Consider the following 15998-nt stretch of genomic DNA (forward strand, 5'->3'; position numbering starts at 1 on the left):
ACTAAGTCAATTTATTGTGATAAGGGTGAGGGGTACAGTCAAGTGAATTCATGAAGGTGGCGAAGATTAGGTTGCTTGAGGTTTGAATTCATGAGGTACTTGGTGAGCTCGCGTAACCCATCGTTTGCTGTGGCTTTTGAGCCAGGAACCCACGGTATAAATAGACTCGTGACTTAGAAGGATCGCAGATTTCCAAAACCGGCCATTTTTTGAGACAGCAATACCCATTGCAAAATCTGCGATGGGTTGCGTTTTTTATAATAACTTACAATGACTCGCTCCCTTACTCTGTTATTGCTGGAGTGATTTAAGCACGGCCAGCACCTCATCAACATGCCCGGGTACGCTGACCTTGCGCCATTGCTGCCGCAGAACGCCCTGCGGGTCGATAAGGAAAGTGCTGCGCTCGATGCCGCGTACTTCTTTGCCATACAGTGATTTCATTTTAATGACATCAAAAAGCCGACAGATGGCTTCGTCGTTGTCGCTGATTAAGTCGAAGGGAAATTGCTGATTGCATTTAAAGTTGTCATGGGATTTCAGTGAATCACGGGAAATACCAAAGATTTCAGCATTTAATGCCTGGAAATCAGGATAAGCGTCGCGAAAATTTTGTCCTTCCACCGTACAGCCCGGCGTAGAATCCTTGGGGTAAAAATAAAGCACAACCCATTTCCCCTGATAGTCATTTAAGTTCGCTGCAAGACCATTGGTTGCAGTAAACGAAAAAGCAGGGATTTTTTCACCAATATTCATTGTATATCTTATCCTTACGTAGCGTGGTATTTATTCTAAAATACACGAGAACAGCCAAGCCTGCAAAGCCGCTCAAGTTATGCACGTCATGCGGACAGAATTGCTTTCTGGTGTATAATCTCCCTCTTTGTTAAATAATGATAAGCAGATTATGACTACTCACAAGGCGTCGGACGGCTCCATTGCCGTCAATAAAAAGGCGCGGTTTGATTATTTTATCGAGGATGAATTCGAGGCGGGCATGGTGCTTGAAGGGTGGGAGGTCAAAAGCCTTCGCGCCGGGAAGATTAACCTGTCCGATGCCCACGTGATTATTAAATACGGCGAAGCGTTTTTACTCGGCGCCCAAATTCAGCCCTTACCGACAGCCTCTGCCCACACACTGCCCGACGCAACCCGCACGCGTAAGCTATTATTAAATAGGCGTGAATTGAATAGGCTGATTGGCAGTGTTGAGCGGCAAGGTTACACCATTGTTCCGTTGTCGCTTTACTGGAACAGCAAAAACCGCGTCAAAATCAAAATCGCGCTGGCGAAGGGTAAAAAAACCCATGACAAGCGGGATACGATTAAAGATCGCGATTGGCAACGTGACCGCGCCCGATTGCTCAAAAAGAAATAACTGACCCCATGCGTTGACAAGCGTATACTGTCAGGGATAATGGGGGTAAGTTGCTAGAAATTTGCTGCAAGTTTTTTTCACGCGTGAACCTGACTGAGTAATTTCTATCGCATTGCAGGGATTCAATGGATTAATGATTCTAAGGAGAGATCATGTCTAATTTTGCCAGACTCTGTAAATGGTTATGCCTTGCGCTCGTCTGTGTGCCTCTTTCGCTTCACGCTGGTAAAACCATCCAGGCCATGGTGGTTTTTGGCGACAGCCTGTCTGATACGGGCAATACCACCCATCTGCTTAAAAGTTTAAGGCAGGAAGAAAGCCCTGCCTATCTGGTACGCCCCTTAAAAGTCTTTGTCATCAATAAAATGACCGAATTTGCCTATGATTATTATGTTCCGCAAATGGTTCTTGATGCCGGCATTGAGATAGTCAATAACTATTTCGATACGGAATTCGGGCCATTTTTAGCGTCAGTAATCAGTAAAGTGAGGAAGGTCCCAGTTCTACCCGGTGACCCCTATTGGCAAAATCATTTCTCCAATGGCCGCGTCTGGAATGAATACTTGGCCCCCATGCTGGCCCTTGACCGTGAAGATCAGGATGATTTCAGCAATCAGGCGTTCGGCGGCAGCTGGGCTGTGACGTATGATTATCAACTGACCGTATGGAACCTTATCCGCCATCCGTTAAATACATTAAAGACATTGATTGTCGGTAAATTGATTCCACCCAGTCTGGGCTTAACCGTACAGGCTTATCTGTTAATGAATGAAGTCCTGGATGATCGCACAGCCTATTTCGTCTTCACTGGCGCCAATGATTACCTGAATGTGCTGGTGTTTGAAGACAATTATAACCCAGCGGTGATGAGCGCCTACATTGATAATGTCCTTGACGGCATTATGTCTGGCGTGCATAAATTGACCAAAGCCGGGGCGCGGCATGTCATCATCATGGGTTTGCCAGACGTTGGCCTGACGCCGAAATTTGTTCACACCACGGACAGACCGGTCTTGAGCGCGGCCATTAAGCTGCATAATGAGCGCTTGGCGGCCCGTGTCGAAACCCTGCGTCAGGCCCAACCCGAGGTTAATTTTCTCTACATCGACATTAACCCGTTTTTACAAAAAGCGTTGGATCATCCAGAGGATTATGGATTGACTAATATCACGGATGCCTGTATTGATGTCAAATTGCCTATGTTTGGTGCATTTGCCGCATCGCCTTATGCACGCAACTACGTGCTGCTGTATGCTCAGGTTCTGCAATACCGTGATGCAAGCTTTAAGCGCGGTGAACGTAATTATCATGTTTGTGATACGCCGGATAACTACCTGTTCTGGGATGAAATTCACCCGACAACACGCGCTCATCGTTACCTGGCTTATGAAATTTGCGAGGTGATGAAAGCCAATGGTTATAAAACTAATTGCCAATAACCGTCTACTATTTAGTATATCCTCGGTATTGTGGCATACTTGGCCATTTTTTAAATGATTGAGGCACCGGCATGCAAGGGCATGCCGGTGAACTGCCAAAAAGAATTTGGGTAAGGAGTGAATTATGTGCGGGATCATGGGGGCAACCTCTCAACGTGATATCAGCAAAGTATTACTGGAAGGCTTAAGGCGTCTGGAATACCGCGGTTATGATTCTGCCGGCATTGCAGTCATTGATAAGTCAGGCCGATTGAAGCGCGTTCGAATCCAGGGCAAAGTCCAGGCATTGGCTGACGCCATGCAGGAAGTATCCGTTCATGGCACAACCGGTATCGCGCATACCCGCTGGGCAACCCATGGCAAACCCTGCGAAGAAAATGCCCATCCTCACCTGTCCCATGATGAGATTGCCGTAGTGCACAATGGCATCATTGAAAACTATGAATCCCTGCGTAAAAAATTGCAAAACGCCGGCTATCAGTTTAATTCCGAAACCGATTCGGAAGTGGCTGCTCATTTGATCCATTTCCATTATCAACAGCATGAAAACCTGTTGACTGCGGTCCAGGATGCCGCGGCGGAGATGCATGGCGCCTTTGCTTTGGGTGTTATCCACCAGAAGCGGCCGCAGGAGCTGGTTGCGGTACGCAAAGGCAGTCCGCTGGTTGTCGGAATGGGCATCGGCGAACAATTTATTGCCTCGGATCCGCTGGCGCTGCGATCGTTTGCGCAATCGGTCATTTTTCTTGATGAAGGCGATAGTGCCTTGCTAACCGCTAATGAAATCCATGTCTTTGACATCAATAAAAAATCAGTGCAACGGCAGCAGCATCCGCTTGATGATGATAATCAAACGGCCACCAAGGGCAATTATCGCCACTTTATGCTCAAAGAAATTCACGAGCAGAGCAAAGTGCTTGCCGATACGCTGGAAGGACGGATTGTCAGTCTGGATGTACTGAAGGCCAGTTTTGGTGAACATGCCGCCGCGATTTTTCCGCACGTCAGGCAGATTCACATTGTCGCCTGCGGTACCAGTTATCATGCCGGTCTGACGGCGCGCTATTGGCTGGAATCCTTAACGGGCCTGCCCACCCAGGTTGAAATTGCCAGCGAATACCGCTACCGGGATGTGGTCGTTGGTGATAAAACGCTGTTTATTGCCATTTCACAATCCGGTGAAACAGCCGATACGCTCGCCGCGCTGTATAAAGCAAAATCTTTAAATTATTTATCCACTTTAGCCATTTGTAATGTGGCCACCAGCACGCTGGTGCGGGAAGCCGAATGCGTTTTCCTGACGCGCGCCGGCATCGAAATCGGGGTGGCCTCTACCAAAGCCTTTACGACCCAATTGGCGGCTTTGCTGATGCTGTCAGCCGCGTTATGCCGCGATGAACGGGCAAAGACGGTATTGGCGCAGTTGCAGGAACTGCCCGCCTGTTGCGAACGGGCATTGAAAATGAACAAAACCATTGAGTCTCTGTCTGCTCTCTTTGTCAATAAATCGCACACCTTGTTTTTGGGACGAGGCGTACAGTATCCTGTCGCGCTGGAAGGGGCCTTGAAGCTCAAGGAAATTTCCTATATCCACGCGGAAGCGTATCCAGCCGGTGAGTTGAAGCACGGTCCATTAGCATTGGTAGATAATGAAATGCCGGTTATTGCGGTGGCACCCAATGATGAATTGTTGGATAAACTGAAATCCAATCTTCATGAAGTGAGCGCCCGCGGCGGCCAATTGGTGGTTTTTGTGGATGATTCCCAGGTTTGGGAGCCCAACGGCGCCCGCCTGATTCCCGTGCCTTCCTGCGGCCAGTGGGTGGCACCCATTGTGTATACCATTCCGCTGCAGTTATTAGCCTATCATGTGGCAGTGGCGAAAGGGACTGATGTGGATCAGCCGCGTAATCTCGCCAAATCGGTGACGGTGGAGTGAATAAGGGAAAACAATTCTGGCATGAGCTGTGGGAAAGCGGCAATCTGCCGTTCCACCGCCTCGCAGTCAATGAGGACTTAATTGAATTCTGGTCGTTCCTGCAGACCGCCGCTAAACCCACGATTCTGGTTCCCTTATGCGGCAAGAGCCTGGATTTGCTGTGGTTGGTTGAGCAGGGGGCTGCGGTGACCGGCATTGAATTAAGCGAGCTGGCCGTTCAGCAACTGGCCGCTGAAAGCCGGATCCCGCTAAAGCCGCAAAGGATTGAGCATGGTTTGTGTTATTCATCGCCTGCGCTATCCATATGGGTCCATGACATTTTTACACTGCCCAAGCACTGCATAGAACCGGTTGACGGCGTTTATGATCGCGGCGCGCTTGTTGCTTTGCCCGCGTCTTTGCGTCCTGCTTATGCTCAACGCTGCCTTAACTGGCTAAAGGCAGGCGGTCGTATTCTGCTTAAAACCTTAACCTATGATGAGGCGCTGATGGCCGGGCCGCCTTACCATGTCGGCGCCGATGAATTGATGGACCTGTACCCCGGCTGCACGCTTAAGTTACTGAAGAAAAGCCAACGCCGCATGGAAGACTCGGACTCCCTGTTTCTACGAGGCTTAAGGGATGTTGTCGATTATGTCTGGTTAATAGAACAGGGCAAACGCCGCTAGCGTGTGTCACCTAATCAAATGGCCTGCTTTGCGCACGTTATGTGCGCACCATTCACCTGATAGCGATTCAGGATCGCGCGGATTCTGTGCATAAGGTACAGCAGACAGGCAAAAAAGACCTTTTTAGTGTTCAAAATCCAGGCGCTATTACCCGGGTTAATTGAAAGGATTTAACCAAAGGCGGCAAAGTAGTATATAATGCCTTCGTTTTTTTTATCATCATGTTTTCGGGGAACTGAATGAGTCAAGAGATGTTGTCTACGGCAGCGACAATTGCCCAGGAACTTAAAGTAAAGGTGTCGCAGGTAGAAACTGCCATTCGCCTGTTGGATGAAGGCGCAACCGTACCTTTTATTGCCCGCTATCGTAAAGAAGCGACCGAAGGTCTCGATGACACCCAATTAAGACAACTGGCTGAGCGCCTGCTTTATCTGCGTGAACTGGATGAGCGCCGTGCTGTTATTCTGCAGTCCATCCGCGACCAGGAGAAATTGACGCCGGAACTTGAGCAGGCCATTCTGGCAGCGGATACCAAAACCCGGCTTGAAGATCTTTACCTCCCGCATCGCCCCAAACGACGCACCAAGGCGCAACTGGCTCGAGAAGCCGGCCTTGAGCCGCTGGCGATGACTCTCTGGCAGGAGCCCAGCCATGATCCCGAAACGCATGCGCAGCAATTTCTAAATGCCGAGGCTGGCATTGCCGACACAAAAGCCGCTCTGGAAGGCGCAAGACAGATTTTAATGGAGCAGTTTGCCGAAGATCCGGAATTACTCAACGAACTAAGAGAATACCTGTGGCAACACGCTGTGCTTAAATCCACTGGAGAAGCCAAGGATAAAAAAGACGCGGCCAATAAATTTTCCGACTATTTTGATTACGCCGAACCAATTAAAAAAATCCCCTCGCACCGCGCGCTGGCATTATTCCGCGGCCGTCGCGAAAGCGTTTTGCAAATCAGCCTGCACCTGGTGGACGATCCGGAGTACGGCGAGAAAAAGGTGGCTGGTTATTTCAATATCACGCAGCAGGGGCGCGCAGCAGACAGCTGGTTGCTTGATACGGTGCGTATGACCTGGAAAATTAAATTATTCACCAAACTGGAGCTGGAGTTACTCGCTCGTTTACGTGAGTCAGCCGATGAAGAGGCGATTCAGGTGTTCGCCCGTAATCTCCGCGGACTGCTACTGGCCGCCCCAGCGGGTCCCCGCATCACCATTGGCCTTGATCCCGGTATACGCACGGGCGTGAAGGTGGTGGTCGTGGATATGACCGGCAAGGTGCTGGACTATACTACGGTTTTCCCTTTTGCTCCGCAAAATGAATGGCATCAAGCCATTGCTGAACTGGCTAAACTGGCTGCCAAATATAATGTAAACCTAATCAGTATTGGCAATGGCACCGGTTCTCGTGAAACCGAACGGCTGGTTGCGGATATGATTAAAATGTATCCCGATTTGAAATTAACCAAGGTACTGGTCAGCGAAGCCGGTGCGTCAGTTTATTCCGCCTCCGAACTGGCGGCGAATGAATTTCCTGATTTGGATGTCAGTTTGCGAGGTGCTGTGTCCATTGCCAGGCGGTTGCAGGATCCCTTAGCCGAATTGGTAAAAATTGAACCAAAGGCCATTGGCGTTGGCCAATACCAGCATGACGTCAATCAGACCCGTTTAGCCCGTAGCCTGGATGGGGTGGTCGAGGATTGCGTGAATGCGGTTGGGGTCGACGTAAATACCGCGTCGGTCGCCTTGCTGACCCGTGTTTCTGGCTTAAACGAAACTCTGGCAAAAAATTTGGTCGAATACCGCGATCAGCATGGCGTCTTTGTTGACCGTAACCAGTTGAAGCAGGTGCCGCGTATGGGCGAAAAGACCTTCCAGCAGGCAGCAGGCTTTCTACGCATCATGAATGGCAGCAACCCGCTGGATGCTTCCGCTGTTCACCCGGAGGCCTATGCTTTGGTTGAGCGAATTCTTGCGGATAAAAACATGACGATCGCGCGCGTGATTGGCAATCATGATCTGCTAACCAGCGTCAATGCGGCTGACTACGTCGATGAGCAATTTGGATTACCAACTGTGCGTGACGTGCTGCGCGAATTGGAAAAACCCGGTCGCGATCCACGCCCTGAATTCAAGACTGTTAACTTTAAAGAAGGCGTTGAAGACATCAGCCACCTGGAAGAAGGCATGATTCTGGAAGGGGTGATCAGTAACGTCACCAATTTCGGTGCATTTGTGGATATCGGCGTTCATCAGGATGGGTTAGTGCATATTTCCGCCATGACCAATCGGTTCATTACCGATCCACACACGGTGGTCAAAGCCGGTGATATCGTGACAGTCAAAGTGGTTGAAGTGGATAAGGAGCGTCGTCGTATTGGTTTGAGCATGAAACTGGATGAGGCGAGACCCGCTGTTGTGCAGAAGAAAACCAGCAAGCCGCAGGCTAAAAAAGCGCCGGTGGTAAAAAAAGACCATGCGCGCAAAAAAGAAGACAAGCGGCAGGTGCAACCCGCCAAAAAGGGTGTTTTTAACACCGCGATGGCGGATGCCCTGGCTAAACTGAAACAAGGATCATAACATGGCACCTCGCGGCGAAATCACCATTCAAACGCTCGCCATGCCGGCAGATACCAATGCGAATGGCGATATTTTTGGCGGATGGATTGTTTCGCAAATGGATTTGGCCGCCGGTGTTTTGGCTAAAAAATTGGCCCGTGGACGGGTGGCGACAGTGGCCATTCATTCCATGACCTTCCTAAAGCCGGTGCACGTGGGCGATGTGGTCAGTTGCCATGTGGAATTGATTAAGCGGGGCACTACCTCGATGACTATCGCTGTTGAAGTCTGGGCAGAACCTGCCGCTGGCCTGGGACGCTACCAGGTCACCGAAGGAACCTTTGTTTTTGTAGCCATTGACGAGGAAGGGAAATCAAGAAAGGTGCCTGATCCGGAATGACTATTGAACTGGAACATTTAAAAAAATGGATTGCCAGCATGGCAGCCCTGATTGAGAAAGATGGCGATCCGGAACCCCAGCATTACACCCCCTTTTTGCAGGAACCTGAATTAGCGTTGCGTCTTGTCGATTTAATTGAGGAATTGGAAGAATCGTCCTACGAGGAAGAGCGCCCTTATTATTCCGCCTGCGTGTTTGCCTTGGATATTTGTGTTGCCCAATTACAGGCGGCCTATGAAAACGGCAACAAGGCCGGTGCTAAAATCCTTCATCAATTGATGGATTACATGGCTGCGACCATCAATAAAACAAAACATACCTTAAGCTTTTGGCTGCCTATCCTGAATGCCTTTTACGAAGTGCACGTCGAATTGTCAGTACCTTTGAAAGAGGCCTATTTAAATCTTGCCGGCGAAGAAGAGGAGTTAACACCCGAGGAGGAAGCGAATCATTTAAGCGCCATTAAGGACATGATTCAGGAGCTTTCCGATTTGTCTGTGTTTGATATCGCCGAGAATTTTTTTGCGCAAAGCTATGCCATGCCGGATGACTTTTTCTCCGATCTGGTTATCGATCTTTACAGCATTGAGGAAGGCCAGGATATTGCCTTGCTCCTGCTGTTGCATCCCAAGGCCCATGTACGCCAGGTGGTGGTGGATACCATAGCCCAGATTATTGATACCATTGTACTCTCTTCCATCTCCTTGTCGCGTCTGCAGGTTATCAAGAGCTGGTACCCTGCCTCCTACCATGATCAGTTTAATTCCTGGATAAAGATCCAGCGGAAAAAGGGCGTTATCTTCCATCCACCAGGCACTCCGCCGGTATTTCGTGTAAAAGCCAGCGAAGTCGATGGCAGCGGTGCACAGGGAGTATTTGTGCATTTAAAAAAATACCGTGGCAATCGTCTGGCCGGGTTATTGCTGAAACAGGAAATCGGCGTTAAGGATGCCTGGGTGACGCCAATCATTGCAGCGAAGGAAGTGACCAACTATTACGATGAAGCATTCGATGAAACAGTGACCTTACGGGAAGTCGACAGCGATTATTTTGTCTTAATTACCAATCATTTTCTGGCGCTTACGATCGCGCACGGTGCAATGCCGGATTTGCATTTATTTGAAATCCAGGAACTGTTAGGTTTGCATTTTGTACCGGAATTCCTTGATATCGCCGCGCTAATGGAAGAAATCAGTATTCAGATTGCCCCCTTTACCCCGACGGCCATGGACGAATCATTCAAACGGTCGCGCGGTTGGCTGACCCGCAAGAAATTCACCGAATCCTGGTATATCGAAAATGCCACTATTGATAAGCTGGTGAATCGCTCAAGCAGTTTTGTAGAAGGGGTAAGGGTTTGTGATATCGAGACAGCCATGCAAGCTGTTTTTGAGCATGAAATGGAAAAGAACCGCGATAAATGGTTGTTTCATTTCTTATGGATAACCCTCTGGATGAAAGCGAAAGCCCGTAAAACGGAAAAATTGTGGCAGGACAGTTTTTTTATTGCCTACGCTATCCAGCAAGGAACGCCGCTGCATACCATTCCGGTGATGCAGGAGATTTGCCGTCAAACCGTGATCAACAGCGCGGAGACGATGAATGAGCGGCGGACTCATCTGAATAAAGAATAACCCCCGCCTGTTTTATGCCTTATAGTAGTAATTGAGATCAAAGCCATGACGTTATCGGTGGACGAAATCAAAAAGCGAATGGACGCCATGATGTTTACCCTTGGCTACGGAGAAACCGTTACCCTTTCGTTTTCTTTCGCTACCCAATTGCGTTTTGACGTCCATTTCTTGCAACGGGTTAAAACAACCAGAGGCTACGGTACGGTTATCGGCGAGCTGATTGAGGATGACCTTAAGCCCCTGCTTTTTGTGTGGTGGGATGAATCGGCTTATCCAAGCCCGTTACCGGCCAACACACCGCTCAAGAAGATAGCCGTCAACTCACTTTATAGCTTCCATCCCGCCAGTGTCTTTAACTATATGGGTAACCATTTCAGCAAGACTGCCATCAAAACACTGATTGCGGCGGGCAATTATCCTTTAGGGAAGAAGGATATCCCGTGTCTGTTTAACGTCGAAGCACTACAGGTGCTTGATCGGGCCGAAGAAAATTGGTCGGAATGGTTACTCATGGCCTCTTACCATGTTCAGGAGGTCGCAACAGCTCTTGAGAGCTACCTTCACGCGTATTTTCAGCTACCGCTTCATGCGATGGAAGCCGTGGGGAACTATTCCATGGCATCAGGGGTTAATTGGCACGACTTCCCCATATTGGAATCAAGTCAGGGTATCGAAGGTGAAATCGATGGTGTTAATCAACAGCTCGATTATCTGCAGGCAAAAGCATCCATGCCAGTGGGTTTACCCGCCCAAAAGGAATACGTTAAAAAACTCGTGGTCGTGTTGACTGCACCTTTAAATAAAAGACTTTCTCTGCTTAAAAAGGTCCAGCAGGCGCCTGTGAACGAAGCCTTATTATGGCAAGCGGAGGCATTGCGGGCGAAACAGGCATTCGAGTGGCTTTTTTCCAATCTCCACTATCAGCATTTTGATGCCCACAACCGGATCATGCAGTTCATTTTTAATACCTGGATTGAAATACAGGGGCAATTAAAAGCCCATCAGCAGGCACAAAACCAGACCGTTTTACTTAGGCTTAGTGAATACGCTTATCACGAGGCATTAAAAGAAGAAACGCCGCCGGCAGGACGTGATGCCGTGCAAGAACAGACCGCATGGCCACCTTATTATTTGTGGGCCTTTGTTTTTGCTCTGAGTCAGAGCGACCCATTTATTAGAAAGGCTTGCACGCACCTGCTCATCAAAACCTGGTATCCCCAACAGGTGGATAGCCTGGCTTTAATGGATTTTGAACAGTGGTGCGTACAAAACCAGGCGGGCGTCAGTTTACTTTATGATCGATTGATGAACAATGAGCATTTTAAAAATTTAAAAGGAGCATTATTCACTCATGGGCAGCAATCCTTTCAGTTCGAAATGGTCAAGTTGGCGTTTCATGCGCTGAAGGCCATGGTTTCGCTAAAACAGGCCCCGTTTAAAGCTTGTGCAGCGCGTTTCGCGAGCGAGGTTTTGCCTGTCCTGTCCGAACTCATACTGATGGGTTATGAACCAGCGATTGATTTTGTAACCACCCGTTTAAAAGAAGCATCGTCGGGCGCTGTATTTCTGGGTTCAGATTATAACCTGGTCATGATGTTAATGACCTACCATGAGCGTCGTGATGACTTTCCTAACGCCTGGTCTTTTTTACAACGACTGGAGACGTATGTACAGGCTAAGGTAATAAAACCCGACGTCATCCCAAAGGAAACACGGGCATTGCTCCAAATCCTGTTTGATGAAAAAGCCCGTGAGACCGCGCTTGATTTTTTAATTGGACAGGCAAAAAATGGTGACTCCGAAACCCTGAGAAGCAAGGCTCTGGATGCCCTGCAGCGAGCAGGCCATTTTACCCCTGTCGCGGCCTTGGCCTGCGTCAAATATTCCATTGATACCGAGACGACTCAGGATAATAAAATTTTAAAATTCATGCGCTTGGCAGCCGAGGCGGATCCGGCTGAAGCGTCTTATCTGAATTACCTGTTTTTGCGGCAGAGGAAAATGATTGCGCTGGAATCATTAATCAAAGCTGCTTCGTTCGGACATGGCTTGGCCAGTAGCGAATTGCAGGATTGCATGAATCGGTATGTAGAAGAAAAGAATGCTCAACTGGTTAAGGATTTTTTTATACCTGCCCTGCTGCAAGGGAAAATTCAAAAATACCTGTCCCCTGACACTGTCGTCAACACCTTGATTTTTATGATCGATACGCAGATGGAGGAAAATCAAGCGGCTTATGCAGATAAGATCGTCTCGATGTTTATTGACGTGTTGAAAAGCGAAAACCCACCCAGCCGTAACACCTTGATTGCCATGCTTCTTGCGAAAGCACCCGGTCGATTTTCTGTCGGTATTTGCGATAAGCTGTCTCAGGCTGTGGACGATAGTCATTTGCAAAAAAATGAGATGACAAACCCCGCTACACAGGCAGGCGTCAGGCCTTCTTTCGCCAGACAAAAAGGCTTCTTTGCCAGGAATGAATCGACCAAAGAGGATGATGCGGCAGAGAATACCTCTGCAGCCTACCCTGGCACTAACTCCCTGTAGGCTTTTCATGTTCTTATATAAAAAGCACCTTGAGCGGTTAAGAAAAAAAATGCGATCCTTCAGTATCCCTCTAAGTCCAACGCATGCCTTGCATTTACAGTTTACGGCCGAAACACGCCGGCAGTTTGGTTTTTCCTTTTTACAGCGCGTGAGTTGGCATCAACAAAAAGGGACGGTGCTCGGGCAATTTTCTCATGATTTGCTGATTTGGTCAGATGCCGACAAGCCAGTGCTTATCCCGAAGAAGAATTTACCCGAACTTACTCTTTTGCATGAGCATACCTACTCGCCCAAGTTAACGGAAGTAATCAAAAACCTATTCAATGAGGACATTGTTATCCTGGCTAAGAACATGGCGGATTTGGAGCGGTTTGAAGAAAAAATTCCCTTGCTTTATCAAGAGGGCAATCTCGAATTGACTGCTTTGGCCGAAGCCTCATGGGGCCAATGGCTGAGTGTGGCCCCCCTGGTGCTTGAATTGCTGGCAACTATGTTTAGGGAGTATGTGGACTGTCAGGAACAATCCTTTCTCGAGGTACCTAAGGCTAAACAAGGGGCAGATTGCCATACGGCCATCATGCAATTTACCTTCAATACCCTGCTTGATATAAAACCGGATTATGCTGATAAAACGGTGATGGCCCCCTACTTCAGTATGGCCAATCAGCTGGCTCATTATTTTTATACCCAAGCGTTGATGAATCCTGTAAAAAAGAATGAAGTGGACAATGCTTTAGATGCACAAATAGACCTGGTGCCTGATGCTGTTGCGGCGCTGGTCTGTGCCATGATGGGGGCTGGCAAGGATACCTTTATCCATCATGCCTGTTATCTTTTGTGGATAAAAGAGCTTTTTCCTGATGGGATACCAGGATTAATGCCGCATCAATTCAATCTGGATGAATGGTACAGGGATAATCCTGACAAAGTCATTGTTCTTTACCGTCAGCTTATGGCCGATCCCCATTTTATTGCCTGCAACGATCGGTTACAAAAAAACAGGCAGCCTGCTGTGCAATTTGAAATCGCAAAATTGCGTTATTTTTATGTGCATGCGCTCTTTAAAACATCCTCTCCCAGAATACCCCCTCGCCAGGATGCCTTACACCCCCTGCTCCAGCTGGTGCGCAACAATTGGCCAGATGCGGTACAATTTCTAATTCAGGAACTGAATGGACCAGCGTTTAACGATAGAGTCCCCTGTTTTTATCTGGATAGGGATGTTGCCTTGGCACTTAGCCATTATTACGGACGCAGTTTTAATTACAGTGATAATGAGTTGGCATGGTCTTTTTGGCAAAAGGGGAAAACCATGCCCTCGCCACATGCCCGTCTTTTTGATCAGTCTCACATTAAAACCAAACTGGAAGTATTGTTTGAGCGCGGGGATACCCAGCATGTTGCCATTCAACGATTAAAAGACGACGCACAGGCCGGGCATCCTGTGGCCTTGCAGTATTTAAGAGAAACCAGTCACCATGTACCGAGAGCGGCTCTCGCCTGCCTTGAGTTTTTTGCCGGCAAACAGACACTCACCTCCTTTCAATACGATGAAGCGAAAATATTTTACTCATTGGCAAGTCAGCAAAACAGAGCGCTTGCTGCACGCTGGTATAGTGACATTTTAAAGCATCATAAAAAGTTAACATTAAAGACACTGCTGGTCTGGGTTGAGGAAGGCCATGAATTCGCCATTGAGGCGCTTGAGTTAAAAATTAAAGAGTATTTAAAGAAAGGGGAGGTGGATGCAATCGAAAAGAAAATTCTGCCCCTTTTAGAACGCGAAGCGATTCTTAAAAACCTGTTGCCGGAAATAGTGATTTTGCTGATTCAGTATATGGATAAGGTGTGGCGGGATGATTTTGCAGACGACGAGCGGGATGTAGACGAGCAGTCGCCGGTGTTTTGTAACGAGTGGTTGCTGACCTTTTTACATCGCTTAAAACGGATGCCATTAAGCAACAAAAAGCAGTTAATCCCTTTTCTTTTGAAGCATACGGCCGCGTTGCTGACGGATGAGGGGCATTTGTTATTGCTGCAACTGGTCGCTCAGGAATACTCCTTCTCGGAATTGGCTGTTGCAACCTGGCTGAAGTCGATAGCGGCTCTGTTGATAAACCATACTCAGGGCAAGAGTAATCTTTTTAAACTTAAGATAGACGAATTCCTGTTAAACAATCCCCATGTCGTTAAAGCGCTGGCTGTGTGTCAGGATTCGCGCATGCGATTAACCGGCAACCCGTTCTTTGCGAAGGCCGTCAAGGCGCTCGAAGGGTCGTCCGACGTGCCAGACTATCATGAAGAAGATACCGTTAGATCGTCTATACCTTAAATTTACCCTTGACAGTGACACGATTTCGATTTCTGTGGATAACTTTGTTCATAAATTTGTTTCTCATCCATAAAAAAATACAATATTAAGACTATCTTTTTGATTTAAATATAATTTTTAATTTTTATGGCGACAACATAACTGAAAGAGGGGTGTGGGTAACTTTGTGGATGGATGCTTGAATAATAGAAAAAACAAGGGGTAAGTAAACCCGTGCGTGTCGACGCACGGGTAAGATCTTATCTGACGCGATGAGTATTGCTGGTAAAAAGTGGGGCTGCTTGCGTCGCCAATTCCAGAAGAATCATTTGTGCAATTACCTGATCAATCATGCGTTCCATACTGGGAGCATGGTATGTTTTAATGGCGATAAACTCAGGCGTGGAAGAATTTCCGCGATGATAGCGATAGGATTGAGCTTTTTCTTCCGGGCGCAGATGCGCATCAAAATCGGTAAACAAATTAAAGAGCGTGCTCAGTGGAGTAGGGGTCGTGTAAATAAAAAACTGGGCTTGCTCTGGTTTCGGAGTGAAGGTTCTGGCCGCTGAGGGGGAGTTGTAAAACCGATAATAGGTCGGGGTTGGCCGTGGATAAAAGCGGTATGAATCGTAATCCTGATGGGGTGCCGCATTTCTTGCTGGCTGAGGTTTGGGGGTAGCTTCTTGCCGGGCTTGTGGCTGCGGTCTGCGCGGCATAGGCTGTGCCTGAACTGGATTACCTGCTTCATCAATCACACCGGCATCGTATTGGGCGCGTTTGTCGTTATTACCTAAAATGCTATAGGCGGCGCCAACTTCCTTGAATTTTTCTTCTGCGGATTTATTATTCTGGTTTTTATCGGGATGGTATTGCAAGGCCTTTTTGCGATAGGCTTTACGTATCTCATCCTCAGAGGATTTTTCATTGTCGAGTCCTAAGACTTCGTATAATTTTTTAGGCATTATGACTCCCGCAATTAAAAATATACCTGAAGTATATCGCATGAAGCTTAAGCAAATATTATGTCATGGATAATGGCCTTTAGCCGACCACGGCCTACGCACTTCAATTTTCAATCAAACTGAGCAAATTTTCTAAAAAGGAATTGTCCCATCCACCGA

11 protein-coding genes are annotated in these 15998 nt (G+C 47.9%); 9 read left to right on the forward strand and 2 right to left on the reverse strand.

Going from position 1 to position 15998, the window contains the following annotated elements; genetic code table 11:
* Positions 1-291: 291 nt before the first annotated feature.
* The gene (locus Lery_RS01020; protein WP_058525389.1) at positions 292-756 is read right to left on the reverse strand and encodes a peroxiredoxin; all 465 of its coding nucleotides are present in this window, start codon (positions 754-756) and stop codon (positions 292-294) included.
* 151 nt (positions 757-907) lie between these two features.
* On the opposite strand from Lery_RS01020, the gene smpB reads away from it, so the two are divergent.
* The 9 genes from smpB (at position 908) to Lery_RS01065 (ending at position 14898) form a co-directional block, all read left to right on the forward strand.
* The gene (smpB, locus tag Lery_RS01025; protein ID WP_058525390.1) at positions 908-1378 is read left to right on the forward strand and encodes an SsrA-binding protein SmpB; all 471 of its coding nucleotides are present in this window, start codon (positions 908-910) and stop codon (positions 1376-1378) included.
* Between the two features lie 152 nt (positions 1379-1530).
* Positions 1531-2817 carry a lysophospholipase/glycerophospholipid:cholesterol acyltransferase PlaC gene (plaC, locus tag Lery_RS01030; protein WP_058525391.1) on the forward strand — a complete coding sequence of 429 codons (1287 nt, stop codon included), beginning with the start codon at positions 1531-1533 and terminating at the stop codon, positions 2815-2817.
* A gap of 124 nt (positions 2818-2941) precedes the next feature.
* Complete coding sequence (gene glmS, locus Lery_RS01035) at positions 2942-4756, forward strand: glutamine--fructose-6-phosphate transaminase (isomerizing) (RefSeq protein ID WP_058525392.1); 1815 nt, start codon at positions 2942-2944, stop codon at positions 4754-4756.
* Positions 4753-5424: a thiopurine S-methyltransferase gene (locus Lery_RS01040; protein WP_058525393.1), complete on the forward strand. Its 672-nt coding sequence runs from the start codon at positions 4753-4755 to the stop codon at positions 5422-5424. Before glmS ends, Lery_RS01040 begins: the two co-directional genes overlap by 4 nt.
* Positions 5425-5663: 239 nt before the next feature.
* Positions 5664-8006 (forward strand): Tex family protein, encoded by a 2343-nt coding sequence (locus Lery_RS01045; protein ID WP_058525394.1) that lies wholly within the window; start codon positions 5664-5666, stop codon positions 8004-8006.
* 1 nt (position 8007) lies between these two features.
* The gene (yciA, locus tag Lery_RS01050; RefSeq protein WP_058525395.1) at positions 8008-8385 is read left to right on the forward strand and encodes an acyl-CoA thioester hydrolase YciA; all 378 of its coding nucleotides are present in this window, start codon (positions 8008-8010) and stop codon (positions 8383-8385) included.
* Positions 8382-10019 carry a hypothetical protein gene (locus Lery_RS01055; RefSeq protein ID WP_058525396.1) on the forward strand — a complete coding sequence of 546 codons (1638 nt, stop codon included), beginning with the start codon at positions 8382-8384 and terminating at the stop codon, positions 10017-10019. Before yciA ends, Lery_RS01055 begins: the two co-directional genes overlap by 4 nt.
* Positions 10020-10064: 45 nt before the next feature.
* Positions 10065-12566, forward strand: coding sequence for a hypothetical protein (locus tag Lery_RS01060; protein ID WP_058525397.1), 2502 nt, complete (start codon positions 10065-10067; stop codon positions 12564-12566).
* 7 nt (positions 12567-12573) lie between these two features.
* Complete coding sequence (locus tag Lery_RS01065) at positions 12574-14898, forward strand: hypothetical protein (RefSeq protein ID WP_058525398.1); 2325 nt, start codon at positions 12574-12576, stop codon at positions 14896-14898.
* Between the two features lie 239 nt (positions 14899-15137).
* Here the strand turns inward: Lery_RS01065 and Lery_RS01070 are convergent, their stop codons facing one another.
* Positions 15138-15839 (reverse strand): DnaJ domain-containing protein, encoded by a 702-nt coding sequence (locus Lery_RS01070; protein WP_058525399.1) that lies wholly within the window; start codon positions 15837-15839, stop codon positions 15138-15140.
* Positions 15840-15998: the final 159 nt, after the last annotated feature.

It is taken from the genome of Legionella erythra (assembly GCF_001467615.1).
In the GTDB taxonomy this organism is placed as follows: domain Bacteria; phylum Pseudomonadota; class Gammaproteobacteria; order Legionellales; family Legionellaceae; genus Legionella_C; species Legionella_C erythra.

What these genes read in the sequence shown, in the direction of transcription:
- Lery_RS01060 (WP_058525397.1), top strand. Translation starts at nt 10,065, where the DNA reads ATGACGTTATCGGTGGACGAAATCAAAAAGCGAATGGACGCCATGATG.
- glmS (WP_058525392.1), top strand. Translation starts at nt 2,942, where the DNA reads ATGTGCGGGATCATGGGGGCAACCTCTCAACGTGATATCAGCAAAGTA.
- Lery_RS01055 (WP_058525396.1), top strand. Translation starts at nt 8,382, where the DNA reads ATGACTATTGAACTGGAACATTTAAAAAAATGGATTGCCAGCATGGCA.
- Lery_RS01020 (WP_058525389.1), bottom strand. Translation starts at nt 756, where the DNA reads ATGAATATTGGTGAAAAAATCCCTGCTTTTTCGTTTACTGCAACCAAT.
- Lery_RS01070 (WP_058525399.1), bottom strand. Translation starts at nt 15,839, where the DNA reads ATGCCTAAAAAATTATACGAAGTCTTAGGACTCGACAATGAAAAATCC.
- yciA (WP_058525395.1), top strand. Translation starts at nt 8,008, where the DNA reads ATGGCACCTCGCGGCGAAATCACCATTCAAACGCTCGCCATGCCGGCA.
- smpB (WP_058525390.1), top strand. Translation starts at nt 908, where the DNA reads ATGACTACTCACAAGGCGTCGGACGGCTCCATTGCCGTCAATAAAAAG.
- plaC (WP_058525391.1), top strand. Translation starts at nt 1,531, where the DNA reads ATGTCTAATTTTGCCAGACTCTGTAAATGGTTATGCCTTGCGCTCGTC.
- Lery_RS01045 (WP_058525394.1), top strand. Translation starts at nt 5,664, where the DNA reads ATGAGTCAAGAGATGTTGTCTACGGCAGCGACAATTGCCCAGGAACTT.
- Lery_RS01065 (WP_058525398.1), top strand. Translation starts at nt 12,574, where the DNA reads ATGTTCTTATATAAAAAGCACCTTGAGCGGTTAAGAAAAAAAATGCGA.